Annotated in this window: 29 protein-coding genes, 5 pseudogenes and 1 other annotated feature; of the genes and pseudogenes, 12 read left to right on the top strand and 22 right to left on the bottom strand. The window is 65.1% G+C overall.

What is annotated here, in order from left to right:
• Positions 1 to 49: 49 nt before the first annotated feature.
• A pseudogene (locus ACJMNC_RS00170) lies at positions 50 to 382 on the bottom strand (GNAT family N-acetyltransferase); the annotation flags it as partial.
• Between the two features lie 48 nt (positions 383 to 430).
• Positions 431 to 1768: an IS256 family transposase gene (locus ACJMNC_RS00165; RefSeq protein WP_408945943.1), complete on the bottom strand. Its 1338-nt coding sequence runs from the start codon at positions 1766 to 1768 to the stop codon at positions 431 to 433.
• Between the two features lie 332 nt (positions 1769 to 2100).
• Positions 2101 to 2234 (top strand) — a sequence feature (AL1L pseudoknot).
• Here ACJMNC_RS00165 and ACJMNC_RS00160 point away from each other — a divergent pair.
• Complete coding sequence (locus tag ACJMNC_RS00160) at positions 2140 to 3054, top strand: IS3 family transposase (RefSeq protein ID WP_408945942.1); 915 nt, start codon at positions 2140 to 2142, stop codon at positions 3052 to 3054. Its footprint overlaps the feature before it by 95 nt.
• Here ACJMNC_RS00160 and ACJMNC_RS00155 read toward each other — a convergent pair.
• The 6 genes and pseudogenes from ACJMNC_RS00155 to ACJMNC_RS00130 form a co-directional block, all read right to left on the bottom strand.
• Positions 3054 to 4058, bottom strand: a pseudogene (locus ACJMNC_RS00155) (FAD/NAD(P)-binding oxidoreductase); the annotation flags it as partial. The gene ACJMNC_RS00160 and the pseudogene ACJMNC_RS00155 overlap by 1 nt on opposite strands.
• A gap of 104 nt (positions 4059 to 4162) precedes the next feature.
• Positions 4163 to 4828 (bottom strand): phosphatase, encoded by a 666-nt coding sequence (locus tag ACJMNC_RS00150; RefSeq protein WP_005206753.1) that lies wholly within the window; start codon positions 4826 to 4828, stop codon positions 4163 to 4165.
• Positions 4829 to 4870: 42 nt separating this feature from the next.
• Positions 4871 to 5311 carry a low molecular weight phosphatase family protein gene (locus ACJMNC_RS00145; RefSeq protein WP_005206752.1) on the bottom strand — a complete coding sequence of 147 codons (441 nt, stop codon included), beginning with the start codon at positions 5309 to 5311 and terminating at the stop codon, positions 4871 to 4873.
• Positions 5311 to 6426 carry an ACR3 family arsenite efflux transporter gene (gene arsB, locus ACJMNC_RS00140; RefSeq protein ID WP_005206751.1) on the bottom strand — a complete coding sequence of 372 codons (1116 nt, stop codon included), beginning with the start codon at positions 6424 to 6426 and terminating at the stop codon, positions 5311 to 5313. Before arsB ends, ACJMNC_RS00145 begins: the two co-directional genes overlap by 1 nt.
• Positions 6423 to 6797: a metalloregulator ArsR/SmtB family transcription factor gene (locus tag ACJMNC_RS00135; protein WP_408945941.1), complete on the bottom strand. Its 375-nt coding sequence runs from the start codon at positions 6795 to 6797 to the stop codon at positions 6423 to 6425. The genes arsB and ACJMNC_RS00135 overlap by 4 nt, the downstream gene beginning before the upstream one ends.
• Positions 6798 to 6922: 125 nt before the next feature.
• The gene (locus ACJMNC_RS00130) at positions 6923 to 7378 is read right to left on the bottom strand and encodes an ArsI/CadI family heavy metal resistance metalloenzyme (protein WP_161896580.1); all 456 of its coding nucleotides are present in this window, start codon (positions 7376 to 7378) and stop codon (positions 6923 to 6925) included.
• Between the two features lie 95 nt (positions 7379 to 7473).
• On the opposite strand from ACJMNC_RS00130, the gene ACJMNC_RS00125 reads away from it, so the two are divergent.
• Complete coding sequence (locus ACJMNC_RS00125) at positions 7474 to 7827, top strand: Rv2640c family ArsR-like transcriptional regulator (protein ID WP_005206748.1); 354 nt, start codon at positions 7474 to 7476, stop codon at positions 7825 to 7827.
• Here the strand turns inward: ACJMNC_RS00125 and ACJMNC_RS00120 are convergent.
• Positions 7824 to 8138, bottom strand: a complete 315-nt coding sequence (locus tag ACJMNC_RS00120; RefSeq protein WP_008376388.1) for a hypothetical protein — start codon at positions 8136 to 8138, stop codon at positions 7824 to 7826. The two genes, ACJMNC_RS00125 and ACJMNC_RS00120, sit on opposite strands and share 4 nt — an antisense overlap.
• Before the next feature lie 23 nt (positions 8139 to 8161).
• On the opposite strand from ACJMNC_RS00120, the gene ACJMNC_RS00115 reads away from it, so the two are divergent.
• Positions 8162 to 8431 carry a hypothetical protein gene (locus tag ACJMNC_RS00115; protein WP_186349799.1) on the top strand — a complete coding sequence of 90 codons (270 nt, stop codon included), beginning with the start codon at positions 8162 to 8164 and terminating at the stop codon, positions 8429 to 8431.
• Positions 8428 to 8811 carry a hypothetical protein gene (locus ACJMNC_RS00110; protein WP_278127364.1) on the top strand — a complete coding sequence of 128 codons (384 nt, stop codon included), beginning with the start codon at positions 8428 to 8430 and terminating at the stop codon, positions 8809 to 8811. The genes ACJMNC_RS00115 and ACJMNC_RS00110 overlap by 4 nt, the downstream gene beginning before the upstream one ends.
• Positions 8812 to 8930: 119 nt before the next feature.
• Here ACJMNC_RS00110 and ACJMNC_RS00105 read toward each other — a convergent pair whose 3' ends face one another.
• Complete coding sequence (locus ACJMNC_RS00105; protein WP_157435742.1) at positions 8931 to 9092, bottom strand: hypothetical protein; 162 nt, start codon at positions 9090 to 9092, stop codon at positions 8931 to 8933.
• 598 nt (positions 9093 to 9690) lie between these two features.
• Here ACJMNC_RS00105 and ACJMNC_RS00100 point away from each other — a divergent pair.
• Positions 9691 to 9930, top strand: a complete 240-nt coding sequence (locus tag ACJMNC_RS00100; protein ID WP_008376384.1) for a heavy-metal-associated domain-containing protein — start codon at positions 9691 to 9693, stop codon at positions 9928 to 9930.
• Between the two features lie 173 nt (positions 9931 to 10103).
• Positions 10104 to 10688 (top strand): YdhK family protein, encoded by a 585-nt coding sequence (locus ACJMNC_RS00095; RefSeq protein ID WP_408945940.1) that lies wholly within the window; start codon positions 10104 to 10106, stop codon positions 10686 to 10688.
• 27 nt (positions 10689 to 10715) lie between these two features.
• On the opposite strand, the gene ACJMNC_RS00090 is transcribed toward ACJMNC_RS00095, so the two are convergent.
• Positions 10716 to 11051 carry a hypothetical protein gene (locus tag ACJMNC_RS00090; protein WP_008376382.1) on the bottom strand — a complete coding sequence of 112 codons (336 nt, stop codon included), beginning with the start codon at positions 11049 to 11051 and terminating at the stop codon, positions 10716 to 10718.
• Between the two features lie 69 nt (positions 11052 to 11120).
• Between ACJMNC_RS00090 and ACJMNC_RS00085 the strand changes: the two genes are divergently transcribed.
• From ACJMNC_RS00085 to ACJMNC_RS00075, 3 genes are all read left to right on the top strand, one after another.
• Positions 11121 to 13016 (top strand): heavy metal translocating P-type ATPase, encoded by a 1896-nt coding sequence (locus ACJMNC_RS00085; protein ID WP_408945939.1) that lies wholly within the window; start codon positions 11121 to 11123, stop codon positions 13014 to 13016.
• A gap of 152 nt (positions 13017 to 13168) precedes the next feature.
• Entirely contained in the window at positions 13169 to 13783 is a 615-nt protein-coding gene (locus ACJMNC_RS00080; RefSeq protein WP_408946434.1) for a TlpA family protein disulfide reductase, read from the top strand.
• On the top strand, positions 13780 to 14589 hold the full coding sequence (locus ACJMNC_RS00075) for a cytochrome c biogenesis CcdA family protein (RefSeq protein WP_408945938.1): 810 nt from the start codon (positions 13780 to 13782) through the stop codon (positions 14587 to 14589). The genes ACJMNC_RS00080 and ACJMNC_RS00075 overlap by 4 nt, the downstream gene beginning before the upstream one ends.
• Positions 14590 to 14698: 109 nt before the next feature.
• Here ACJMNC_RS00075 and ACJMNC_RS00070 read toward each other — a convergent pair whose 3' ends face one another.
• The 8 genes and pseudogenes from ACJMNC_RS00070 to ACJMNC_RS00035 form a co-directional block, all read right to left on the bottom strand.
• Positions 14699 to 15637 carry a M56 family metallopeptidase gene (locus ACJMNC_RS00070; protein WP_408945937.1) on the bottom strand — a complete coding sequence of 313 codons (939 nt, stop codon included), beginning with the start codon at positions 15635 to 15637 and terminating at the stop codon, positions 14699 to 14701.
• A gap of 4 nt (positions 15638 to 15641) precedes the next feature.
• Positions 15642 to 15995 carry a BlaI/MecI/CopY family transcriptional regulator gene (locus ACJMNC_RS00065; RefSeq protein WP_006898154.1) on the bottom strand — a complete coding sequence of 118 codons (354 nt, stop codon included), beginning with the start codon at positions 15993 to 15995 and terminating at the stop codon, positions 15642 to 15644.
• A 49-nt stretch (positions 15996 to 16044) separates the two neighbouring features.
• Entirely contained in the window at positions 16045 to 16473 is a 429-nt protein-coding gene (locus ACJMNC_RS00060; protein WP_408945936.1) for a hypothetical protein, read from the bottom strand.
• A gap of 364 nt (positions 16474 to 16837) precedes the next feature.
• A complete protein-coding gene (locus ACJMNC_RS00055) occupies positions 16838 to 17761 on the bottom strand; it encodes a M23 family metallopeptidase (RefSeq protein WP_408945935.1) in 924 nt (307 codons plus the stop codon).
• A gap of 302 nt (positions 17762 to 18063) precedes the next feature.
• Positions 18064 to 19278: an Ig-like domain-containing protein gene (locus tag ACJMNC_RS00050; protein WP_408945934.1), complete on the bottom strand. Its 1215-nt coding sequence runs from the start codon at positions 19276 to 19278 to the stop codon at positions 18064 to 18066.
• A 142-nt stretch (positions 19279 to 19420) separates the two neighbouring features.
• A complete protein-coding gene (locus ACJMNC_RS00045) occupies positions 19421 to 20908 on the bottom strand; it encodes a multicopper oxidase family protein (RefSeq protein ID WP_408945933.1) in 1488 nt (495 codons plus the stop codon).
• Positions 20909 to 21165: 257 nt separating this feature from the next.
• Entirely contained in the window at positions 21166 to 21417 is a 252-nt protein-coding gene (locus ACJMNC_RS00040; protein WP_008376372.1) for a hypothetical protein, read from the bottom strand.
• Between the two features lie 240 nt (positions 21418 to 21657).
• Positions 21658 to 22911: pseudogene (locus ACJMNC_RS00035) on the bottom strand (IS256 family transposase).
• Between the two features lie 350 nt (positions 22912 to 23261).
• Between ACJMNC_RS00035 and ACJMNC_RS00030 the strand changes: the two are divergent.
• Positions 23262 to 23438, top strand: a complete 177-nt coding sequence (locus tag ACJMNC_RS00030; RefSeq protein WP_228461558.1) for a hypothetical protein — start codon at positions 23262 to 23264, stop codon at positions 23436 to 23438.
• A 35-nt stretch (positions 23439 to 23473) separates the two neighbouring features.
• Here ACJMNC_RS00030 and ACJMNC_RS00025 read toward each other — a convergent pair.
• Positions 23474 to 23599, bottom strand: a pseudogene (locus ACJMNC_RS00025) (SAM-dependent methyltransferase); the annotation flags it as partial.
• A 485-nt stretch (positions 23600 to 24084) separates the two neighbouring features.
• Positions 24085 to 24480 (bottom strand): class I SAM-dependent methyltransferase, encoded by a 396-nt coding sequence (locus tag ACJMNC_RS00020; protein ID WP_278127434.1) that lies wholly within the window; start codon positions 24478 to 24480, stop codon positions 24085 to 24087.
• An 83-nt stretch (positions 24481 to 24563) separates the two neighbouring features.
• Between ACJMNC_RS00020 and ACJMNC_RS00015 the strand changes: the two genes are divergently transcribed.
• Both ACJMNC_RS00015 and ACJMNC_RS00010 read left to right on the top strand, forming a co-directional pair.
• Positions 24564 to 24986 (top strand): helix-turn-helix transcriptional regulator, encoded by a 423-nt coding sequence (locus tag ACJMNC_RS00015; protein WP_039855988.1) that lies wholly within the window; start codon positions 24564 to 24566, stop codon positions 24984 to 24986.
• Positions 24983 to 25657: pseudogene (locus tag ACJMNC_RS00010) on the top strand (cation-transporting P-type ATPase); the annotation flags it as partial. The gene ACJMNC_RS00015 and the pseudogene ACJMNC_RS00010, both read left to right, overlap by 4 nt.
• Before the next feature lie 34 nt (positions 25658 to 25691).
• Here the strand turns inward: ACJMNC_RS00010 and ACJMNC_RS00005 are convergent.
• Positions 25692 to 26040, bottom strand: a 349-nt coding sequence (locus ACJMNC_RS00005; protein WP_408945932.1) for a transposase, incomplete at its 5' end; no start/stop codon positions are given.

The raw sequence follows: 26040 nt of genomic DNA, 5'->3' as shown, positions 1-26040 counted from the left end.
TGCGTATTGCTGTGGTTGGTGCGCTCGAAATTGCGCGTATCCGGCGATGTTAGGCGTTGCTGCGGCGTTCGATGAGGACGACGTCTCGCCAGTGGCCGTTGTGTTGGCCGATGCGTTCTCGTGTTCCGACGGTGCGGAATCCGTGGGCGTGGTGCAGTGCGAGGCTGGCGTGGTTCTCGGGGAAGATTCCTGTTTCGATGGTCCACACTCCTGCGGTTTCGGTGGAGTCGATGAGCGCTTGTAGGAGTGCGGTGCCGACGCCCTTGCCGGAGTGGTTGGGGTCGACGTACACACTGTGTTCGATGACGCCGGTGTAGACGCACAGGCTCGATGCCGGTGATGCGGCGATCCATCCGGTGACGTTGCCGTTGGGGTCGAGGGCAACGAATCGGTGGTCGGTGAACCGTCCTGGTCCGGTCGGAGACCTGGTTTAGGCCACCTCGGGTGTCGAGGGGACGTTTAGACGGTAGCGCTCCTCGTGCTCGATTGGAGCGGTGTAGCCGATCGACGAATGCAGACGCTCGCGTTTCCAGTTCGTCGTGACGGCGCCTTCGACGAGTCGTCCGCCGGCGCGGCGTTGAGCGGCGGGCAGGCCCCGTTCCTTGGCGCGGTCGCGGGCGCGTTTGTCCTCGATGTTGGCGATGGCCAGCCAGAGCAGTTTCATCGCGGCCTGATCGTTCGGGAAGTGCCCGCGGTTCTTGGTGACCTTGCGGAGCTGGTAGTTCAGCGATTCGATGGAGTTGGTGGTGTAGATGACCCGCCGCAGCTCGGGTGGGAACGCCAGGAACGGGGTGAACCGTTCCCATGCGTCCCGGAACGTTTTGACCGCTGACGGGTACTTGCGGCCCAGCTCGGAGTCGGCGAACGCGTCCAACGCATCGACGGCGGCCTGCTCGGTCGGGGCCTGGTAGATCGGCTTGAGCATCCGGACGACCGCCTGCCGATCGGAGTAGGACACGAACCGCATCGACGCCCGGATCAGGTGCACCACGCAGGTCTGGACGGTCGCCAGCGGCCAGGTCGCCTCCACGGCCTCGGCGAACCCGGTCAGCCCGTCGCAGCACACGATCAACACGTCCTGCACCCCACGATTACGCAGTTCAGCGCACACCACCGCCCAGAACGAGGCGCCTTCGGTCTGTTGGATCCAGATACCCAGAACATGCTTGATGCCGTCCATGTCGACGCCGACCGCGATGTGGGCGGCCTTGTTGCGCACGTGCCCGCCGTCGCGGACCTTCACGATGATCGCATCGAGGTAGATCACCGGGTAGAGCGCTTCCAGGTCCCGGGTCTGCCAGCGGGCGACCTCGTCGGCGACCTCCTCGGTGATCTTCGAGATCGTCTCGTGCGACAACTCGGTCCCGATCGTCGAGGCCAGGTGGTGGGCGATGTCGCGGATCGTCATGCCGCCGGCGTACAGCGACACGATCATCGCATCGAGCCCGTCGAGGCGTCGTTGTCCCTTGCGGACCAGCATCGGGGTGAACGTCCCGTCCCGGTCGCGGGGCACCGACAACGCCACGTCACCGACCTCGGTCGCCACGGTCTTCGCCGCGTACCCGTTGCGGGAGTTCGGAAACGACGCCGCGTCCCGGTCACCGGCCTCGTAGCCGAGGTGCTCGGTCAACTCAGCGTTCAGACCGCGTTCCAATGTCGCCTTGAGCAGCGAGTTCAGCAGACCGTCCTGGCCGCCGACCGGCTCGCCGGCATCGATGCGGGCGAACACCTCATCCAACGCGCCCGACGCGATCAACTCGTTCGCCATCTCCGTCTGCCGACGCCGTTGCTCTGCACGCGAATCATCCACGTTCACATCATGATTGACAGTCACTACAGCAGGTCCCTTCAGGGTCGACCTCACCGCTTACACAGACAATCTGACACCCCCCCAAGCCGCGAGGGCGGACCTCGCGCAGCATCGATCCGTGCCGTCGCGCCGCAGCTCGGTGTCGGGACAGAGACGCTGCGGATCTGGTGCAATCGCTACGGCGCCACCGAGCCGGTCGGACCAGGAGAGCCGCTCGAGGAGGAGAATCGCCGTCTCCGCCGGGAGCTCGCCGAGGCGCGGCGTGCGAACGAGATCCTGAAGGCCGCCTCAGCGTTTTTCGCAGCGGAACTCGACCGCCCCACGACGAAATGATCGCGTTCGTCGACATGCATCGCGAGAAGTTCGGGGTCGAGGCCATCTGCCGCATCCTCAGTACGACAGAATGTGGGTTCATCACCTCCCGCGGATACCGTGCGGCCAAGAACAGGCCGGCCTCCGCTCGCAGCGTTCGGGACGAGATGCTGGTGGAGGAGGTGCAACGGCTTCATCAGGCGAACTACAGCGTCTACGGGGTCCGGAAGATGTGGCACGCTATGCGCCACGCAGGATGGGACGTCGGCCGCGACCAGGTCGCGAGGCTGATGAAGATCGCCGGCCTGCAGGGCGTTCGCCGAGGTCGAAAGCCTGTCACCACCTGCTCCGCAGACGGAGATGACCAGCGCCCGGACCTCGTTGAACGGCGGTTCGTCGCGGATCGACCGCAGCAGCTTTGGGTCGCCGACATCACTTACGTCCGGATGCTCCCCGGGTTCTGCTACGTCGCATTCATTACCGATGTCTTCAGTCGCAGAATTGTCGGCTGGGCGGTCGCGCCCACGCTCCACACGGAGCCTCTGCCATTGCTCGCACTGGAGCATGCACTCCAGTCCACCGGGGTGAGCAGGAACGAAAGCGGATTGATCCACCATTCCGACAGGGGTAGTCAATACGTCTCGCTCGCCTATTCGGACGCTCTCCTCGCCGCGGGAGTTACGGCTTCAGTGGGTACCGTCGGCGATAGCTACGATAACGCGCTGGCCGAGACAGTGAACGGCCTATACAAGGCGGAGTTGATCTACTCCAAGCGGATCTGGGAGTCCGTCAGCGAGGTTGAGCTCGCCACGATGGGCTGGGTCCACTGGTGGAACACGTCCCGGCTCCACGAAGCTCTCGGCTACCGCACCCCGGCGAACGTCGAAGCGTCCTACACTCACACCACGACGACCGCGCCCGCGGCCGTGTAACCACGGAACGAAACCCAGGGCGCTTCACCGCCGAGGGCGTTTTCGCCCGCGACGCGGCCCTGCTTGTGTGCGGTTGTTCCGAGTGGGAGCCAGGTGATGCCGAGTTGGCGGTGGTGGGTGTGGACGGCGTCGCCGGCGGCGAAGACGTCCGGCAGGTTGGTGCGCATCTGTTCGTCGACTGCGATGGTGTTCTTGATTCCGAGGTTGGCGCCGGCGGCGGCGGCGAGGTCGGTGTCGGGGCGCACGCCGACCACGACGAGCACGAGGTCGGCGGTGAGGTGGTCGGTGTGGCCGTCATTCGCGGTGGTGACGGTCAGGTCGCCGTTGTCGGCGCGGTCGATGGCGGTGACCAGGGTGTTGGTGCGTACGTCGACTCGGTTGCGGACCAGTTCGTTGTGGACGAGGGTGCCGAGTTCTGGTTCGACGGTGGGGAGGACTTCGGGGAGGGCTTCGATCTGGGTGACGGCTAGGCCTCGGGTGGTGAGCCCTTCGGCCATCTCCAGGCCTATGTAGCCGGCGCCGATGATGATCGCGGTCTTCGGGTCGGTGGTGGTCAGGGTGTTCATGACGGCGAAGGTGTCGCCCATCGAGTGCAGGAGGTGAACGCCGTCGTCAGGGCCTAGTTGGTCGAGGCCGGTGATCGGTGGCCGCACTGAGACCGCGCCGGTCCCGACGATGAGAGCGTCATAGTCGAGGTCTCGTGAGACGCCGTCGGGCCCGGTGACGGTGAGGCGGTGCCCGGCGGTGTCGATCGCGGTGGCCCGGGTGTCGGTATGAACGGTCATGCCGGTGGCGGCGAGGTCGGCGGCGGTGCGGTGGGCGAGGTTGCTCCAGTGCGTGACTTCGCCGGAGACGTAGTACGGGATGCCGCAGATGGAGAAGTTCGGGTAGGCGTCGGCGACGACGACGGTGACCTCGCTGGTTGGGTCGAGCTCGCGAGCCCGCAGTGCGGCGGAGATTCCGGCGTCTGATCCGCCGATTGCGATGATCTTGCGTGCAGGCATGGGTGTCGGTTCCTTCCGAAGGGACACGGGTATGTGAGGTAGAGCAGGGTGCCGCGCTGTTGGGAGAAGTCGCGGGAGCGTGCGGGCAGGCCGATCAGCGGCGGTCAGGTAGTGGCAGGTAGGAGCTCGGCGAGGAGGTTGCGGACGCGGTAGTTGAGGTCGTCGCGGATCAGACGAACGGTCTCGATGGGGTGGTTGTCGGGGTCGGCGACTTGCCAGTCCAGGTACCGCTTGCCCGGGTAGATCGGGCAGGCGTCGCCGCAGCCCATGGAGATCACGACGTCCGCGGCCGCGACCACATCGTCGGTGAGCGGCTTGGGGAACTTGGCGGCGAGATCAAGGCCGATCTCTGTCATGGCTAGCTCGACGATCGGGTTGATGTCCGCCGCGGGTAGAGACCCGGCTGAACGTACGTGCACTCGTCCTGCCGCGTGGTGGGTCAGGAGCGCGGCGGCCATCTGTGAGCGGCCAGCGTTGTGGACGCAGATGAACAGCACTTCGGGCACGGTCGTGGTGGTTGCGCCGGTGGACTGCGCTAGGGCGGCGAGGCGTTCTGCGGCGAACCTGCCTGTCAGGGTCACCAGGTGAGTGTGAATGCGGGAGGTGCGCCGCAGCGCGGTGTAGGACTCGAATACGACCCGTTCGACGGTCTGTTCGGACACGATCCCTCGGTACTGGGCGGCGAGCCTCTCCGCGGTTCGCGATAGCAGGGCTTGGGGCATCAGCAGATCTGGTGTCCCGGCTGATTCGGTCGTGGCGTCGGCGTTCATCAGGCTTCACCCCGGTTCGTAGATACCGACCCAGCTCCGGCGTTAGCGCGCGGTGAGTTCGGCTGCCAGCGCGGTGACGCGGGCAGCGATGTCGTCGCGGACCAGGCGCATCCGTTCGATCCCGTCGATTCCGCGCTCGGACGGTTCGTCAGTGTCCCAGTTGATCAACCTGACCCCGGCGGGGGCATCGACCACGGCTTCTCGGCCGAGAGTGACCACCAGGTCGACGCGGGCGAGCAACTCGGGATCGATGGGCTTGGGAGTCTCGCCGGTGATGTCGATGCCGACCTCGGCCAGGCTCTCGGCAGACAGCCCGTTGACCGCGGTGCCGGGTTTGGTTCCGGCCGAGTGCACCTCGACGGCCTCGCCGACCGCCTTGCCCATCAGGCCGGCGGCCATCTGAGACTTGCCGCCGTTCTTCACACACACGAACAGCACACTCGGCGTGGCCGCGTTCTCGGTGATCGTCAGGTCGTCGGGCATCAGTTCATGCTCCTAGAAGAGTCCGCGGAAGCGGAGGTAGAGGACGGGGTGAGGGGGAAGCGTTTGCGTAGGGCAAGGGAGACATAGACCAGGCCGACCAGCACAGGGACCTCGATCAACGGACCGACCACGCCGGCGAGGGCTTGGCCGGAGGTCGCGCCGTAGGTGGCGATCGCGACGGCGATGGCGAGTTCGAAGTTGTTGCCTGCCGCGGTGAACGCAAGCGTGGTGGTGCGTTCGTAGCCCAGGCCCATAACCGCACCCAGGAGGTAGCCGCCGCCCCACATCACTGCGAAGTAGACCAACAGTGGCACGGCGATGCGGACGACGTCCCAGGGACGGGAGGTGATCTGTTCGCCCTGCAGGGCGAAGAGGATGACGATCGTGAACAGCAGTCCGTAGAGTGCCCACGGCCCGACCTTGGGCAGGAACTTCGCTTCGTACCAGTCGCGGCCCTTGGTCTTCTCGCCGATCCGGCGTGACAGGTATCCGGCGAGCAGCGGGATGCCGAGGAAGATCAGCACCGACTTGGCGATCTGCCACGGAGAGGTGCTGATGGTCGTCTGTTCCAGGCCCAGCCAGCCCGGCAGGATTGAGAGGTAGAACCAGCCCAGGACGGCGAACATCACCACCTGGAACACCGAGTTGAGCGCCACGAGGACGGCTGCTGCCTCACGATCGCCGCAGGCGAGGTCGTTCCAGATGATGACCATGGCGATGCACCGTGCGAGGCCGACGATGATCAGGCCGGTCCGGTACTCGGGTAGGTCGGGCAGGAAGATCCAGGCGAGGGCGAACATGAGCGCTGGGCCGAGCACCCAGTTCAGTAGCAGCGATCCCAGCAGTAGTTTGCGATCGCCGGTGACGGTGTCGAGGCGGTCGTAGCGCACCTTGGCCAGGACCGGGTACATCATTATCAACAGGCCCAAGGCGATAGGCAGTGAAACGCCGTCGACCTGGATCTTCTCCAACGCGGTGTTCAGTCCGGGGATCATCCGGCCCAGCAGCAGACCGGCGACCATGGCGACGCCGATCCACACCGGCAGGAACCGGTCCAGAGTCGAGAGCTTGCCGACGACCGGCTGATGCCCGGCCGTCGGGGTGGGGCTGGTCACGAGTCAACCTCCATCGAGCTGGCGAGCTCGCCGGACTGCAGGATCCCGGCGAGCGAGGACAGAACATCGGGGATAACGCGGTAGTACACCCACGACGCGCGGCGCTCAGACTCGAGCAAACCGGCGTTCTTGAGGACCTTCAGGTGATGGGAGATCGTCGGTTGCGAAACGTCGACGGCCGGGGAGATGTCACACACGCACGCCTCACCGCCCTCGTGGCTGGCGATCAAGCTGAACAGTCGCAACCGGATCGGGTCGGCGAGTGCTTTGAACACCACAGCAAGATCAACCGACTGCCGCTCCGAGAGGGGCTCACGCACCAACGGTGAGCACCGCACAGTGACATCGGTCAACGGAATCGAGTTCGACATGCATCGATATTGACAGATATCGATACTGGTTGCAAGGGTGCATGCAGTCCACGTTCGAAACGGGACTGGTCGCCACCCCGGCATCGGGTGGCGACCAGCCTGGCAGCCCTAAGAGAAGGTCGCGTTCAGCAGCAGTTCGCCGCGGGAGTGCAGCATGCCGCGGGCGTAGATTCGCCGGCGGGGGCCGCGGCGGCGACCGGTTCGCCGTTGAAGGTCTCAGCGTCGGCCAACACGGTGTAGACCTCCCACCGCTCGGCGTCGGGAGCGGTGACCCACACCTTGTCCTGAGTGGCAAAGCAGCAGGTTGCTCCGATCTCCTCTTCGGTGAACAGCTTCTCTTCGGTGAATCGGGCGATCTCGGCGTGCACCTTCTCACTGGAATCGACCTCAACGCCGAGGTGATTGATGCTGCCGCCCTGGCCGGGATTCTCCAGCAGCACCAACTTCAGTGCGGGCTCAGTGACGGCGAAGTTGGCGTAGCCCGGCTTGACCTTCGCCGGGCCGACGCCGAACAGCTTGGTGTAGAAGGCGATCGACTGGTCGAGATCGTCGACGTTGAGGGCGAGTTGCACGCGTGACATGAGATCCTCCAAGGATTCGACATACATCAAAAGTGTTGCGACTCAAGTTCTAGACCAGAGTTTGACATATGTCAACGGATGGGTAGGTTGGGGTCATGCCCAAGACGCTCCCTGTGGTCGACATCAGTGCTCCGATCTGCTGTGCACCGATCTCCGCAGGTCCAATGGAAGCGGATGCGGCCCTAGAGCTGGCTCTCCGGCTCAAGGCGCTGGCCGATCCGGCGCGAATTCAGCTGGTCTCCATCCTCATGGGCGCCCGACCAGGTGCGATCAGCACCAGTGATCTCGCCGAGGCGCTCGCACTCTCGGCGGGTACGGTGAGCCACCACCTCGGTCAACTCAAAAAGGCGGGCCTAGTCAGCTCCGAGCGTCGAGGCGTGAACGTCCTGCATCGCGCCGAACCGGACTCGCTGGAAGCACTGAGAGGAGTGCTCGACACCTGCTGTTAGCCGGGGTGATCGGCATCGCGCCGCACGGCGTTAGCTGCGTAAGTCCGATACTGGCGTTCGACGGTGTAGTCGGGGAGCGACTCGGCGATGAGGTCGGCCAGTGTATCGCCTTCGTGAAGCCAGCCGGCGACGTCGAATCCGCGACGCCACGTGTGCTGGTCGTCGCTCGGTGCGTCGGCGAAGTTCGCCGTCCACGCGTCGAGCCACGTACGCAGCCGGACGACGACGGAGTCGGGAAACCCGAAGTTCGCGGGTGTCAGCAGTTCGGATCTCTCTTTTCTGGGCGAGTCGGGGAAACTCGAGCTATGCAAGTTGAGGTCCTGTATGTCGATGGATGCAAGTCCGTCGCCGTCAGTACTACGAGCGCACCGGACGTGAACTCTCCGACGAGAACGTCTGGGTCCACGAACGACTCCGCGAGATCGCCTCGCTCGATGCCATCATCGCCCGACTCGCTGCCGAAGGTGACCAGGCATCGGCCGATCGCGAGTCGGCGGTGGCCGGGGCCGGCACCTCTGATCGGCGACCGTTGCTGCAGATCCAGACTCGAGGGCTGCACGAGATCGCACTCGGGAAAGCCGAGAACCCAGGTGATGGGGCATGACGCCACCGACTGATCAGGCGATCGCCGCGCTCAACGCCCACGCACGGCAGCGCTCCGCCGACGTCCGGACTCGGATTGAGAAGGCCCTCACCGCGATGCGGAGATCGGGGGCCACAATCAACATCAACGCCGTCGCTGTACGTGCCGGCGTCACCCGCAAGACGATTTACAACCATCCGGACCTACGGGAGAAGATCCGCGCCCACACCACCATCGCCCCGCCACCCGAGGCTGCAGCCACCGACAGCTCCATCGTGTCGGCGCTTCGGGCTCAGTTGACGGCCAACGATGCCGAACTCCATCGTCTCCGCGCAGAACTTCGCGCCAAGGATGTGCTGATCGCCACACTCTACGGCCGGCTAGACACGGCGGACGAGTGACGACAGACCGCCGACGATTCTCGGGTAACCGGCGCACGTCCCGTCCCACGGTTCGAGAACGTCATTGCGCACATCGCGCCCAACCGTAGGGCCATCGGCTGATCCGTCTGTTCGCCAGCCTAGTCAGCAGGATCGAGGAGGTCGTCGATGACGGCATCCAGTCGTCGCCGAATGTGCTGGGGCGGTCCCACCACGGAGTCGACGAGGATCTCGGCTTGAGCAACGGCATAGATTCGACTGCCGATCCGCCAGGTGGCCGCAAACGCGGCGTCAGTGTCCACCTAGCCACCCACCAGAGTAACGGCGGCCGCGATGAGCGTGCCTCGGAAGCGGCAGGGATCGTCGGCGATGACCTGCGCCGGTGCTCGATCATCCAGGCGCGGATTGCGTCCCTGAAACCAGGCTTGGATCAACGATGGGGTAGCGCCGAGCTGGTGTTGCAGGGCCGCCACCGTGTAGGCCACCTTCAAACGGGCTCGGACGTGGTCCGGGACTGCGGCCGCGCGTGTGATGTAGTCGCTGACCGCAGCGGTGCTGGGCGCCGGCCAGATACGCAACCAAACGCGCACCGAGCAGCGTGCGCAGTTGGTCGACCAGTGTCGCGTCGTCGAAGGCGTCCAGATGCGCTGTCACACGATCGTGGACGGCGGCAACCGAGAGTCGGACCGATTCCATGGATGCCATCGTCGCCACACACAAGCCGCCTGATTCGCCGCCGTTTTCGGAGGCTCCGCTGGTCAGTGCCCGATCTAGTCAAACGCAAACTGACCAAGCCGCCCACCTGGCAGCTCCCACCAGACCCCCAGACTGCGATGCGTGGCGGCACCCCTTGCATCACAGCCGATGGCAGGTACATGTTCATCAGAACATCATACCCCCATGGGGTATCAACTGGAGAGGTGGAAAGACATGTCGTCGAGCGAGTATCAGGTAGCAGGCATGACGTGCGGGCATTGCGAGGCCTCGGTGCGCAAGGAAGTCGCAGCCGTAGAGGGTGTTCAGGACGCTCAGGTGAGCGCGCAGACCGGCAGGCTCGTGGTCACCTCCGTCGGCCTCGTCGACGAGGCCGCGGTGGTCGACGCAGTCACAGCGGCCGGCTATTCGGCAGTGCGGATTTGATGGACGCCAGCTCGCTTCCTGCTGTCGGCGTGACGTTCGCGGTTTAGCGAACTTTTACACCTTCAGCTCTGTGCGGCCGCCGAGCAAATCGCTATCGGCCGACAACGGAGAGAACGGCGATGCACCACACCGGTGCGTCGCGTTCGGTGAGATCAGAGTGGATAGGAGACCACATGCGCAAGCCTCTCATGACGGCCGTCTCGGCGGGAATACTCGTCGGAGCACTGGTTCTGGCCGGTTGCAGTGCCGGCGAAAGCCAGGACCACCAAGGCCATGACGGTGGCAGCACGGCCAGCAGTGTCGGCGCAATGAGCGATTCGCCGATGGACCACCCGATGGACGGCGGGCCGGCACCTGCCGGCATCAAGGCGGCCTCGGCACCCAAGTTTCCGGTCGGCAGCCAGGTCATGCTGACCGCAGACCACATGGCAGGCATGTACGGTGCGCGGGCCACAATCGTCGGCGCCTTCGACACGTGCGCCTACTCGGTGAACTTCACCCCGACCACCGGCGGCCAGCCGGTCAAGGATCACAAGTGGGTAGTCCAACAGGAGATCAAGAACGCAGGAGATCGACGTCTGGCCGATGGCACCGAAGTCACCCTCGAGGCCGATCACATGACGGGCATGAAGGGGGCGAAGGCAACAATCGCCAGCTCCACCGACCAGACCGTCTACATGGTCGATTACGAGGCGGACGGCATGACGATGACCAACCATAAGTGGGTCGTCGAGAGCGAAATTCAACCGATGCCCTGAGCGGGGTGTTGGTGACGACTTCAGCAGTCACCAACCCAGCTGGGGAATGACGATGAGGAAGGCAGCAGGATGACTAACCCCCACGCGCACCACCACCACCGAGATGTCGGCGGCGCCCCCATACACGGCATCGACCGCCATGACGCGGCAGTGCCTGAGAGCCACAATGCTGTCGCTGACCCCACGCACGGCGGGCACAGCGAGCACGGCCGAGGTCACAACGACCACGCCGACCATCATGGTGAGCATGGCGCCCCCGGCGGGCATAGCGGGCACCTGGACCACGACGGTGAGCACGGGGACCACAGTGGGCACGGGCACCCCGGCGGGCAGCATGGGAACCACAGCGGTCACGGTGACCACGTCGGGGAGTTTCGCCGACTGTTCTGGATCAACCTCATCATCGCGGTTCCGGTGGTCGCCTTCTCACCGATGTTCGCGATGTTGGTCGGCTACTCGGTCCCTGGGTGGGCCGAATGGATCGCGCCCGCGCTCGGCACCGTGATGTACCTCTGGGGCGGCTGGCCGTTCCTGGCCGGTGCCCTGAGCGAGCTGCGGACGCGGAAACCCGGGATGATGCTTCTGATCGCACTAGCGATCACGGTGGCGTTCTTTGCGTCCTGGGCGGCGACGCTGGGACTTGTCAGTCATCAACTGGAGTTCTGGTGGGAATTGGCGCTGCTGATCGTCATCATGCTGCTGGGCCACTGGATCGAGATGCGGTCGCTGGCTCAGACCACCTCGGCTCTGGACTCCCTGGCCGCGCTTCTGCCCGATCAGGCAGAACGTGTCCGAGACGGGCAAATCATGGCCGTGGCCCCCGCTGATCTGGAGGTCGGCGACATCGTCGTCATTCGCCCCGGCGGGAGCATCCCGGCCGACGGTCGGATCGTCGAGGGGCGTGCGGCGATGGACGAATCGATGGTCACCGGTGAGTCCCAGACGGTCACCCGTAGTGATGGCGACAGCGTGACCGCGGGGACCGTCGCTTCCGATTCAGGACTACGAATCGTGATCACCGCCACCGGCGACGAGACGACTCTCGCCGGGATCCAACGGCTTGTCGCCGATGCTCAGAACTCGTCGTCTCGTGCTCAACGACTCGCCGACACCGCGGCCGGATGGCTGTTCTGGTTTGCGCTCGGAGCCGCGGCGATCACCGCGATTGTGTGGACGGCGACCGGCCTGCCCGATGAAGCGGTGGTTCGCACGATCACCGTCTTGGTGATCGCGTGCCCGCACGCTCTGGGCCTGGCGATTCCGCTCGTCGTCTCGATCGCGACCGAGCGTGCGGCTCGGGGCGGCATACTCGTCAAAGACCGACTTGCGTTGGAGAGCATGCGGACGGTCGACAGCGTCCTGTTCGACAAGACCGGCACGCTCACCCGGGGCGAACCCACTGTCACGGACGTCTTTGCTGTCGACGACGTCGACCAGGATCAGTTGCTGGCGTTGGCGGCGGCCGCCGAGTCCGACAGCGAGCATCCCCTCGCACGCGCGATCGTCGGCGCCGCCGATCGCCACCGCCTCAGAGTCCCGACCAGCAGCGATTTCTCCTCATCGCCCGCAGTAGGGGTCACCGCGACGATCGAGGGAACGACAGTGCGGGTCGGGGGCCCGCACCTGCTCGCCGAAGAACACCTCAACGAACTGCCGGTTGCTGATCGCTGGCGTGCGGACGGGGCGATCATCTTGCATGTCATTCAAGACCGGCGACTGATCGGCGCGTTGAAACTCGCCGACGAGATCCGCAGCGAGTCACGCGAGGCTGTCGATGCGCTCCATGCGCAGGGCGTCGAGGTCGTGATGATCACCGGTGACGCTGAAGCTGTCGCGAATGCCGTTGCTCATGAACTCGGCATCGACCGTGTCTTCGCCGGTGTCCGTCCCGAAGGCAAGGCCGCCAAGGTGCAGGAACTGCAGACCGAAGGTCGCAGGGTGGCGATGGTCGGAGACGGGGTGAACGATGCTCCCGCGCTCGCCCAGGCCGACATCGGCCTGGCGATCGGCGCAGGCACTGATGTCGCGATCGCCTCGGCCGGTGTCATCCTGGCCAGCGACGATCCCCGCTCCGTGCTCTCAGTGAGAGAACTGTCGCGAGCGGCGTACCGCAAGATGAAACAGAACCTGTGGTGGGCGGCCGGTTACAACCTGATCTCCGTCCCGCTTGCGGCCGGAGTGCTCGCACCCATCGGATTTGTCATGCCGATGTCGGTGGGTGCGATCCTCATGTCGTTGTCGACCATCGTCGTGGCCCTGAACGCACAACTACTGCGCAGACTCGACCTGCATCCAGGATCAACGACGCGCGCAGTCTTGGACCGCTAGCCGGTTAGTCCGCCGCCGGCCACCGTCAGCACCCGAGCATCGATCACTCTCACCATTTACTAAGCAAGTTAGTACTACGCTCCTTAGTAGATGGAGGTGGTCGTGTGGAACCCAGACACATTCCCGAGGACAGGTACCGGATCGCAGAGAGGATGCCGGACTGCGCGCGTGGCCGTCGGCGACGCGTGCAGGCGCTCGTCGGCGCGATGCTCATCGGTGCCACGGTGCTGACCGCGTGCGGTACCGGCACTGATGCCGTGTCTGCGGTGCGCGCCAATCAGTTCGTCTCCCCTGACGGCAAGACGGTCATCGATTACGCGCCCGCCATGCGGCGCGCGATCGGCGCGGTCGAGGGTGAGGACTTGTTCGACCGGGGAACTGTCCGGCTCGCCGATTACCGCGGTGACGTGGTTGTGGTGAACGTGTGGGCTTCGTGGTGCCCACCGTGCCGTACCGAGTTTCAGGCACTGGAGAACGTCTACCGCGACACCCGCGCCCGTGGGGTGCAGTTCGTGGGGATCAACTTTCGTGATTCGCGCTCGACCGCGCAGGATTTCACCACCGACCGCAAGGTGCCCTATCGGTCGATCTTCGACTACGGCGGCGCCACCCTCGCCGCACTCGGAGTCCCCGTGGGCGTTGTCCCGACCACTCTGATCCTCGACCGACAGCACCGCCCGGCGAAGCTGTTCCTGCGAGCGATCACCGAGGCCGAATTGCGTGCCGCCGTTGTGACGGTGGCCGAGGAGAAGGCGGCACCGAAGTGAGTCAGTTGTATTTGGCGGATCTGGGAACGACGTTCGCGGCCACGGTCACAAGTGGTCCGCTGCTGCTGGGCCTGGGTGTCGCGGCGCTGGTCGGGATCATTTCGTTCGCCTCGCCGTGCGTGGTGCCCCTGGTACCGGGCTACCTGTCGTATCTGGCGGGGCTGGTCGGCGCCGAAGCTCCCGCCGTCCAGGTCGGTGAGTGCCCCAAGTCCGGCCGGTGGCGGGTGGTTGCCGCGGCAGGGCTGTTCGTCCTCGGCTTCACGCTCGTCTACGTCCTGGCCACGGTGGCGCTGTTCGGTGTGACCTCGATCTTCCTCGATCAGGCCCGCCTGGCAGTGATGCAACGCATCGGCGGGGTCGTGACCATCGTGATGGGCTTGGTGTTCGTCGGCGTGGTTCCGTTCTTCCGGCGCGAACGTCGCATGACGCCTCACCGCCGCACCGGTATGGTCGGCGCGCCACTGCTGGGGGCCGTATTCGCCATCGGGTGGATACCGTGCAGCAGTGCCACCCTCGGTGCCGTCATCGGGCTAGCGATCAGCACGAACGGCGACGCGCCGTTCCGCGGCGCGCTGATGGTCGTCGCGTACTGCTTCGGCCTCGGCGTCCCGTTCGTGGTCCTGGCGTTCTCATCGGCATGGGCCGTCCGCAGCCTTGGCTTCCTCCGCCGCCACGCCCGCACCATTCAGATCGTCGGGGGCGTCCTGCTGGTCGGTGTCGGCGTGATGTTGGTGACGGGCTTGTGGAATGTATTCGTGGACTGGGTCCGAATGGCGCTGATCAACGACGTCGTCCTGCCCGTGTGACCGGGCGCCCACCAAGCCTGGCCCCGGCCTGACGGTGCGCGTCGGCGTGCGGACTCTCGATCACGATCGATGCCACGGGCCGGCGAGCACCGGCCGGTTCCCAGGAGGGTCAGGCAGGGCAGGCAGCCAGGACCACGGTGGCCAGACCGGCGAGGAATAGCAGAACTGGGAACATCGCGGCCGCTGTCGGGGCAGCGTAAGACGAACTACGCGACGGTCGCGTGCCGGGAGCGGCGGAACGGCCTAGTCGATGCAACCGCAGTTCGACGCAGTCACGAGCGATCCCCAGAGCGCCCGCCGGCGCGGTCGGGTGAACGTGCGTGATCGCGCGGACGACGGCATCATCGCCGTGCTCATGCGCGGCGTGTGCGTCGGCGTCGAACTCGACCAGGGCGCGCACGATGGGACTCGCCTGCCGAGTCAGTGGTAGCCAGGGCACCGCGTGCGAGAGACAGTCGGCGACGCGGACGAACAGATGATGGTGACCATGGACGTGCGCCTGTTCGTGAGCCATCACCGCCGACAACGCCGCCGGGTCCAGTCGCTGCCGCAGCCCTTCGCTGGCCACGATCAGGCCCCGGGTCCGTCCGGGCGTGCTGTACGCCATGGGTGTGCTCGTCGGCAGCCACAGCGGGGACCGGGCGCCCGTCGGGTTCAGCAACCGCGCCAACAGTGCGTGGTGCGCCCCGATCTCGAGGTCACGGCGACGGGCGGTCCGCCAGAACGCCGCAGCCCGCCACCCGGACACGGCCAGGACGAGGGCGAACACGCCTGGCCCGGCGACCAACTCGAGGGTGCGGCTGACCGCACTGTCGAGTCCGTTCAGGCAGGTCTGCAACACCCCACCCACGACGCTCGCGTGGCCGGGAATGGCGACGATGGCCACCGAGCTCGCAGCGGCGACGAACACGCCAGCGGTCAGCGCCGCCCACACCCGCAGCAGGGTCCTGGCCGTGAGTCGATCACGCGCGATCAGGGCGTCGAGGACCCGGTCACCGATCAGAGCCGCAGCCAGCGCACTCACGCCCAACAGTGCTGCCGTGACCACCGCGTCAGTCCCGTTCCCGCAGGCCCTGAGCGATTGCTGCGCTTTCCTGGTCGGAGGCGTGCCGCACGAAATGCAGCAGCGCCCCAGACGGGTCGCCGGCGTCGGCCAGCACCGCACGCAAGGCATCGCTGACGGTCTGCTCACGCGACTTGAGCGAGTGATACCAGTACGCCCGGCCGCGCCGGTCGCGTCCCAGCCACCCCTTCTGGTACAGGTTGTCCATCACCGTCATCACCGTCGTGTACGCGGGTTCGCGCTCCGCGTCCAGCCCTTCGAGCACGTCGCGGACGCGCTTGTCCGCGTCATCGCGCCAGAAGACCTCCATGATGCGTGCCTCCAGCTCGCCCAGACCGTGCATCGCACACCTTTCCCTCACGCCACTGCACTGACTGCGGCAAACCGCGCAGTCAGCCCGCGACCGCGCATCGCCGTTCGCCCTGCAGCCGTCGCTGCAATGCCCAACCCAACAATGCCACGGACACCACAGCCAGGATCGGCTGCAACGGCGCCCAGACGGTCAATGCTCCACTGACACCGATGACCGCGACCACCACCTTGTTGCACACTGGGCATCCGACAGCCAACGCCGAACCGACCGTCGCCCAGAGTTTCTTCTCCATCCGCGGCGCCGTCTGGGCTTGAATGTAGGTGGCCGCGATCAGGCCGCCCAACACTGCGGTCGCCAGCCAGATCGGGTAGTTCCACCACAGGGTCGGCGTCATGCGTGAATACCACGGCGTGTCAATCAGCCCGGACGGAATACCGACGGCCAATCCGATCGCGGTGGCGGTGACTGCTGCCACCACCCAGCGCACCAGGGACCACTCACGCAGCATGGCCACTCCTTCTTGTCTTGGTCAGCATCTGTGTCCTCAGCCCGCCGAGTCGGTCCCGTCCGCCGGGTCGGCAGTCGTCGAAGCACGGCGAAAGTGCGCGGTGAGTACCAGTCGCCGCAGCAGCGCTCGCGCGGCGAGCGCCACGATCGCCGCTCCTATTGCCGCCCACACCCAATGCCAGGTCGGCGGCCAGTCGAGGCGGTGCGCATGTGGGCGCCCTCGCACGTCAACGGTCTCGGCATAAACCATGATCATTGCACCGCTGAGGACTGCTGCGAGAACGCCGACCGCCACCGCGAGTCGATGACTGACCCTTGTTCGCGTCACTGCCAACCTCTCTCCATCTACTAAGAGACATAGTAGGTCAGGGTCGGCGGTCGCGCACCTGCCCCCGAGCCAGCACCGACACGTCCGGAGGCGTCACAGTCGGCGGCGGCGATGCCTCGGTGGCGATGGTGACGCCGCGGGCCTGCAGCCACGGCAGCGGATCGATCGCCGTCCCGGCGGGGTCGGCGACCTCGAAGTGCACGTGCGGCCCGCTTGAGACCCCGCGGCTGCCGACAGTGCCGACCTGCTGACTCATACGCACACGGTCGCCGACGTTGACCGAGTTCTGATCGTTGTGACCATAGGTCGTGACAGTACCGTCCGCGTGGCGGATGCGGATCCACAGGCCGAACCCCTCCGCGGGCCCTGAGTTGATGACCTCGCCGTCCTCGACCGCCAGGATGGGCGCTCCCAGCCGGTTGCCGATGTCAATGCCCTGATGACCGCGACCGTCACCGAACGTGGAGGTCAAGACCCCGCCGGGGGTGGGGGTGGCCGCAGTCTGCCCGGGAGCGGGGCGGGCGCCGTCCGGGGCCGGCCGATCGGAGGATCCCCCGTGCGAAATCGACGGGTCGTGCGGCGCGACGGCGGCAGCGAGTGTCGCCAGTAGGCGCCCCACAGGGACCGCGTCGAGAATCAATGGCGCCTGCCCACCGAAGGCAGTCCCGGCGGCCGCGAAACACCCCAGAGCTCCGACCCGATCGCCTGCGGCGGGGTCGGCCTCGGCAGAGACGGTCAGACATGAAGTCACGGTGGCCATCGGGGCCAGCAGCTTCACCAGTCCGTCAGGTCCGGCCACAGCCCGCACGCTGTCTTTGACGATGGCCGCCAGCTCGACCACAACGTGACCGTCAACACCGTTGGCGGTCTCAGCCACAGCAGGCGCCGGACTCAGCGCCCCCGCCGCAACCGCCGCGGCCAGGCCAAGAGCAACAGGGGCGGTGCCCACCCAGCGCCGCACCCGAGGCGTGAGCGTTGCCGATGATCGCGAGGAAGCGAGTCCAACGAGGGGGTCTCTAGTCATGGACGCCACTATGACACTTGCACACCACTGGCACCACCAGTAACAAACTGGACATTCGACCAGTGGGGAATGCGTGTGCGACCCACCTTCAATCACAGAATACGGAGGTCAGCGCGGTGGATAGGCCAATGTCAGCGCGGACTGCAACGCCGTCAAGGTCACCTCAACGACCTACTAATCGCCTTAGTAGATCGTTGCGGGAGTGAGATCTATTCGTGATCGTCTCGCGGGAGTTCCGATTAGGCCAGCGCACTGCCTGCTCGCCATTGTTCCCAGGACACGCCCCAGTCGCCGTTCTGCCAAACCTCCAGCGGCGCCCCGCCGGTGTTGCGGACCTCGACGACGTCGCCCGGGATCGAGAACTGGTAGAACCAGCGGGCGTTGGCGCCATTGAGGTTGAGGCAGCCGTGCGAGAGATTCGTGTTTCCCTGCGCCCAGACGGTCTCGTCCAGTTGATGCAGATAGACACCGTCGGTGCTGATCCTCGTGGCGTAGGCGATGGTTTGCTTGTAGCCAAGCCTGGAGTTGATCGGCAGACCGTAGGTCGACGAGTCCATGACGACCGGATTCGCCTTATCCAGCACCGTATAGATGCCACGCTGAGTCCAGAAGCTGATCTCGGTGCCCCCGACGACCTCAGTGCCACCCATCCCCATCGAGGTCGGCATCGTGCGGACGAGGTTGCCGTTCTCGTACACCTTGACCTGCTTGGTGCGATCGTCGGCGATCGCTACGTGCGAGTCACCGATCGTGAAAGTCGCCTCGACATCTTCTTGACCGTAGAGGCCGCCGCCGAGGTCGACGCCGTAGATCCGCGCCTCGACGGTGACCTCGGTGCCAGGACGGTAGTACTCGCGCGGCCGCCAGTGGGCGTTCTGGTCGTCGAGCCAGTACCAGGAGCCCTCGACTCCGGGCGTGGTGCGGACCGACAGTCGCCGCTCGGCTGCGGCGCGGTCGCCGATCGGCTCGTCGAAGTGAGCAACGATGACAATTCCGACGCCGTAGGTCCCTCCGGTCGACAGCGGCGTGCCGCCGGTCGTCTGCAGGGTGACGCCGGCCTGATTGTCGGGGGTGAGCGTGGTGAACGACCCGGTGCGCGAGGCGCCCTGTCCGCCGCCGCGAGCCGTGGCGGTCACGGTGTAGTTCCGGCCGTAGCCGAGCGGTTCACCGACCTTCCAGGAGGTGCGGTCCGGTGTCATAATGCCGACTACGGGCCGCCCCTCCTCGTTGACGAGCGTCACCTCCTCGAGGGTGCCGCCCCGAACGGTGGCCGTGACCGGGGCGAGGGGATCGACTCCGCTCGCGCCGTCGTCGGGGGTGAGCTCGATCGACGGCGCGGCCGACGCAATCGATGGATCGGCCACCGGATCCCGGGATGGCTGCGAACACCCTGCGATGATCAGGACGGCAGCAAGAAGGAGGGCGACGGGACCGCCTCTAGGGAATTTGACCATGAGATACGACCTCTCGTGTGCACAGAACGCGACCGCGAGGGGCGAAACCACCCCATCTACTAAGCAGCTTAGTAGATGGGGTGGTCGAGGTGTCGCAGTCGGCCCGCGGTGTACCGGTCTAGGCGCCGCAGGGCTGGTGGGTCTACGCGTATCGGAGCGTGGTCATCATGCCGGTCTCCATGTGATAGATGTTGTGGCAGTGCAGAGCCCAGGCGCCGGGGTTGTCGGCGTCGAGGTCGACGTTGACGCCGCCCATCGGACGGATCAGCACCGTATCCTTGCGCAAACCCGATCGGTCGGGCAGCGACCAGGTGTGGCCGTGGATGTGCATCGGATGGACCATCATCGTCGAGTTCGTGATCTGCATTCGCAGCCGCTGGCCGGGCCGGACAGTCAGCGGTGTGTCCTGGCCGTACTTCTTGCCGTTGATCCCCCAGGCATACGGCGACATCTGCCCGTTCAAAGTGACTTTGAGTGTGGTGTCGGGATCGCGGTCGGGCAATCGTGCCGATTCCGCCGCGGCCAGGTCATCGGCGCCAAGAAGTACTGGGCCCTCGAGTTCGCGCGGGCGGATGGTGCTCGGCGGGGCCTGTCCCGAAGCTGTCCGCAGGAACGCCAAGGCTTGGCCACTCTTGCCTTCGGCTGCCGCGACAAGCGGGAACACACCATCTCCGGCGGTGATGGTCACGTCGTAGCGCTCGCCCATCGCGACGTACAGGGCTCCGGTCTGCTTGTCGTTGACCCGATGGCCGTCACTGTGCGTCACCGTCATCGTGTGGTCGGCGAGTGCGACCTTGAAGACCGTGTCCGATGCCGCGTTGATCAGTCGCACCCGGACTCGTTGACCCGGTCGGCAGCGGAACTCGGTCGGCGCCTCCGGAACCCTGCCGTTGATGAGATAGTGCGGGTAGGCGACGTCTCCGGCGTCACCCAGCGACGAGTTGCCGTGGTTCATTCCCGGCATCGACGAGTGATCCATCCCGCCCATGCCCGACTTCAACGGTCCGGACTCGGCCTGAAAGTCGGCCAGAATCTGATCGGGGCTCTTCCCGACCCCGTCCGTCCAGTCGTCGAGGACGACGATCCATTCCGCGTCGTAGTCGCCCGCATCGGCCGGATCATCGATGATGATCGGCGCGTACAGACCCCGATCGAGCTGTGCCCCGACGTGGGGGTGGAAGAAGTGCGTCCCAGCATCGGGGGCCGTGAAGGCGTACACGAACCGGTTTCCGGGTGCGATCGCCTGCTGCGTGACGTCTGGGACTCCGTCGGCTTCGTTGCGAAGTCGGATGCCGTGCCAGTGAACGGTCGTCGGCGCAGGAAGTTGATTGTCGACGTTGACTCGCAGGAAGTCGCCCGCCGTGGCGCGAACCACTCGCCCGGGAACCTCGTCGCCGTAGGCCCAGGTGTTCGCGATAATGCCCGCACCGAGATCGACAGCCACCGGTCGGGCCGTCAAAGACGCCTCCACCACCTTCTGCCCCGGCTTCGGCGACGCCTGCAACGGCGGTCCCGGCAAGGGCGACGACTCAGGGCGTTGAGGGCGGTCCGGGCTGCACGCGCCGAGTACGCCGACCCCCAGCGCCGCCAACCCTCCGATGAGCACCGATCGCCTCGAAACCTCAACCATCCTGATCAGCCTTTCTGGTCCGCGCTGAATCCGCGAGCATGTATCGCGGACGTCCACTCCCATAGTCGTCTCCGACGCGCCGGGTAGCGACTCTCGCGGACGATCTTGAGGAAACCTTGAATCGATGCTGACGATACGAATGTGGCCGATCACCGTCACCGACATTGGAGCACGCACAACGGCATGTCCTGGCTCACCGTTCAACGAGAAGTATCACCAACCCCACAGGCCTGACCACTGCGCCGACTCGTCGGCTCTCACCAGTTTGGAGGCCCCTGGGGGTCGTCGCGAATCAGCCGAACCATCCGCGTGTAGTCCACGTCAGAGATCTCCCCGCACGCCAAACGCTGGCCGAGGACAGACTCGGGGTCCAGCACCGAAGAGGCACGTATCGACGAACGGATCGCCAGAGTGATTCCGACGGCGATCAACGCCCAGACTGCGATCAGTACGAGCAGCATCCAACCGTGTCCGAAACTGCCCATGTGGCCGCCGTTAGAGAACATCATCGCTACACCTCACTCACCGTCGATCCAACAGTACGCCGCCGACCGTGGCAGACCGAGTCTCGCCTGCACCGACCGGGGCACAGGCCGACAACTTCAGGCATTCGGCCATCACGGCCCAACGATGCCTTCCCCATGTCACACCGCCCTGGACTGAACAGCATTGGATAGAGCCCCGTGGGGTGGTGGACTTCGGATCGGGCGTGGGGCCCACGCGTTCTGATCAACGAGTCGTTGTGAACGCTATGCGAGCTGGGCTTGCTCGTCCAGTAGTGCGGCGGCTTTCGCCTTCTCGGCGAGGACCGCGCGGAGCTCGTCCATGGACACCTCGGACATGTAGCGGCGGGTGACTTGCCATTCGTCGTGGGCGTCGATCACCACCGCTGTCGCCAGCCGGAGGAACGCGTCCGGGTTAGGAAAGATCTACACGACGTCGGCGCGGCGTTTGATCTCCTTGTTCAGCCGCTCGATCGGATTGTTCGACCAAATCTTCTGCCAATGGGATTTCGGGAACGGCAAGAACGTGAGCACGTCGGTTTGGCTTCTCGCATCATCGCCGCCACCTTCGGCATCGGTGCCTGGAAACTGTCAGCGACCTGATCCCATTGCGCCGCAACGTCTTCGCGGTCAGTGTGCGCGAAGATCGTCCGTACCCCGGCAGTCACGACCGGCTGCTGCTTGGCCGGCACCACCCCATGCAGATTCCGCATGAAATGCACCCGGCACCGCTGCCACGCCGCGCCCACGAACTGTTGTGCCACAGCAGCTTTCAAACCTGAATGGGCGTCAGAGATCACCAGGTGCACCCCGTGCAGACCACGGGCTTTCAGACTCGTGAGGAAGTCCTTCCAGAACTCGAAGGACTCACTCTCGCCGACCGCGGTACCGAGCACCTCGCGAGTCCCGGTCGCCGACACCCCGGTCGCCACCACCAACGCTTGGGAGACCACGTGGGCGCCGACGCGGACCTTGCAGAACGTGGCATCACAGAACACATACGGAAACTCGGCATGAGTCAGCGAACGGCCGCGGAATTCGGCGATCTCGGCGTCTAGACCTGCACAGATCGCCGGACACCTCGCTTTTCCAGACGCCGGAGTCCACGCCCATGGCGCGCACCAGATCGTCGACGCTGCGGGTGGAGATGCCCTGAACGTAGGCCTCCATGATCACCGCGTACAAGGCTTTGTCGATCCGGCGTCGTCGCTCCAACAGGACCGGGAAGAACGACCCGGCGCGCAGTTTGGGGATCTTCACCTGCACATCACCGGCGGGGGTCGAGATCGTCTTGGGTCGGTGGCCGTTGCGGACGGTGGTGCGGTCTGCGGAGCGCTCGTAGCGGCCGGCGCCGATCTTGGTGGTCGCCTCGGCCTCGATCAGGGCCTGCAGGCCGGCCCGCAGGATCTCCGGGAGCACCCCGACCAGGGCGAGTTCATCAGAGCGCAGTGAGGCGATTTCGGTCAGTTGGTCGAGCAGGGCAGAATGGTCGTGGGTCATCGCGTGAATGCCTTTCAGTTGAGTCACTTGCCGGTAACTCACTGATCATCACGCGATGGCCCGCCCAACCGGCGACACCGACCCCGTGCGGCGTGTCCACCACCGTCACCGAGCCACCAAACCCCACCACTCCAGGGGACTCACCCCAGCATTGATGCTGTTGTCCGCGACGAGTTTCCTTCAGCGACGTCGCCTACCTGAAGCTGCGGGCGAGCCGGACCGCACAGAGACGCGGTCAGGCGCACTCAGGCAACGGCGCCATCGAAAAGCCGCTACCGGACACCGGACTTGCGTGCGACGAGCAACCAATAGGGAAAGTCGACACCGCCGGCGCGGATCCGTTCCTCGACATGCAGGCCGGCTCGCTGGAGTTCGTCGACAATCGCATCGAATTCCCGGACCTGAAACCCGTACTGGGTGAACGGCATCGCTCACAAAGCATCCGGATCTGCGATGCCGAGAACGGCGCAGCCGTTGCCGGCGAGAATCCGATGGAGCTCACTGAATGCGGCGAATCGATGAAGTAAATCGTATTCGTGCTGATCAACGCGTCAATCGAAGCGTCCGGAACAGGTAGGGACTCCATCGGCGCGGCAGTCAGTGACAGTCTCCGCGTTTGGATCTCGCGACGAAAGCGTCTCTGTGCGCCGTCGATCATCGTTGTGGAGATCTCGAATCCGTGCACCATGCCCGATTGCCCTACACGATCAAGCAACAACCCTAATCCGACAGACACCACCGTCGAACCCGACATCGGCGACTACTCGACCCGTCCGGATTCCGGCAGCCTCCACCGCGGCAGCAATAGGTTCACGATTGCGTCGATTCAGTACCCGGCCGACGATTCGACCGCGAATCCCGGCAGGTCGCCCAAGTTGCCGAGAAATACTCGCCACGACCTGCTCGCCGACATCCATACCTCGATTGCAGCATCCTAGACCCGGCAACCGCATCAGGGGACTCCCGGAGAGTTCGCCCGGGTGTGACATCGGAAGCGACTCACCGGATGAATCACGGTACCTATCCTCCGCCGGCCCCGACTGCCAATCTCAAACGACTCCACGCCAGTCCTCGACGCCCCGTAAGCCCTATCGACGGGTACACCCGACTGGAGGGGTGTCACCCACGATCTAAACCGTTATGTGATTCACAGTCGGATACGCTGTGGCCAAGTTACAGATAAAGCACTCGGACTGCTTCGGCTAGTGCTTGCTCCCAGTCGACGACGTGGTGGAGCATGATGAACGAGACGACCATGTCGAACTGGCCGTCGGCGAATGGTAAAGCAGTTGCGTCTGCAACCCGGGTGTGCGCGCGGTCACCGAAGGCGCGGAGGCGGTCTTGAGCGGCTGTGACCATTCGGGGGTCGAAGTCGGTGACGGTAATGGTTGTCGTCTGCGGTTCTGGGCTTGCCGCCAGAATGTGGGCCGCCATAGCGCCACCGCCGCCGCCAATCTCGAGGAGGGCGCCGTTGGGCTGGACTCCTTGTAGAGCCCAAGGGAGCACCCACCGACTGGTCGCGGTCTCCCATGGTGCGCTTCGGCAGAACAGTGCTTCGACTTGTGACATCGACGGCATCGCGGATTGCTCCTTCGGGGTGCGGGTGAGGTGGGAGCTTCGATTCCACCGTGCCTGGACGCTATCATCGTCGTATGACGATGAATAGATGTTCGGTGATGGTGGGGACGGAGCTCGATCCTGCGGTCGCGTTGTTTCGGAGTTTGTCTGACGGGACCCGGCTAGCGATCGCGGCTCGATTGGCCCGCAGTGGTGAGGCTCGAGTGGCTGATCTGATGGCTGAGTTGGGTCTTGCTCAGTCGACAGTGTCCGCGCATGTTGCGTGCCTGCGGGACTGCGGATTGGTGGTGGGTCGGCCAGAGGGCAGGCAGGTGTTCTACCGTCTGGCGCGGCCGGAGCTTCTCGACCTGCTGGCGGCGGCTGAGACGGTGCTTGCTGCGACGGGCAGTGCCGTAGTGCTGTGTCCCAACTATGGGTTGGACAGTGCCTGCGATGGTGAGGCCACTGCCGGCGCGGTCGTTGAGGAGATCCGCGGTGTGGGGGGTGATCGACGATGAGTGATGCATGTGGATGTGGGCACGACGAGATCGGGGAGGATGAGCAGGCGCCTGGACATTGGTGGAACGTCCGAGAACTTCAGGCAGCTGCGGTTGCCGGATTGTTGTTGGTGGCCGCCTATCTCACTGGCTGGGCAGATGGTCCGAGGACGATCAGTACGACCCTGGAGTGGGGTGCTCTGCTAGTAGGCGCGGCGACGTTTGTCCCGTCGACACTGCGGCGGCTGGCATCGGGGAAGATCGGCGTTGGAACGCTGATGACGATCGCTGCGGTGGGTGCGGTGATTCTCGGTGAGGTCGGGGAAGCGGCGATGCTCGCGGTGTTGTTCTCGATTAGCGAGGGCCTTGAGGAGTACGCCGTTGGTCGTACTCGTCGGGGCCTGCGGGCGTTGTTGGATCTGGTCCCAGATTCGGCGATGGTGTTGAGGGCGGGCGTCCCGACAGCGGTGTCGCCGTCAGTTCTTCGTGTCGGGGATCAGATCCTGATCAAGCCGGGTGAGCGTATCGCCACTGATGGGCGCATAAGCGAGGGGCGATCGTCGCTGGATGTATCGGCGATTACTGGCGAATCGGTGCCGATTGAAGCGAATCCTGGGGACGTCGTGTTCGCGGGATCGATCAACGGCACTGGTGTGTTGGCCGTTGATGTCAGCGCTACTGCGGAGAACAATTGGGACTGCTGCACGGTTAGGTGACAGGTTGTAGTCACGCCGCCAGTGCGGCGGTCGTGTTCATGATGGTCTCGAACTCGATGGGCGTCAAACGGCCCAGGCGGGCCTGACGACGGCGACGGTGGTAGGTCCTCTCGATCCAGGTCACGATCGCGATGCGTAGCTGCTCGCGGGTGGTCCAGGAGCGGCGGTCGAGGACGTTCTTCTGCAGCAGCGCGAAGAACGATTCCATGGCGGCGTTATCGCCGCTTGAGCCGACTCTGCCCATGCTCCCGACCATGCGGTGACGGGCCAGCGCGCGCAGGAACTTCCTGCTTCGAAATTGAGAGCCTCTGTCGCTGTGGACGATGCAGCCGGCGACATCACCGCGCATGGTGACGGCG

Origin of the sequence: Gordonia sp. VNK21, assembly GCF_046098115.1 — a bacterium.
In the GTDB taxonomy this organism is placed as follows: Bacteria; Actinomycetota; Actinomycetes; order Mycobacteriales; family Mycobacteriaceae; genus Gordonia.
Note: the sequence above shows the minus strand (reverse complement) of the source record. Positions and strands in the feature narration are given on the sequence as shown.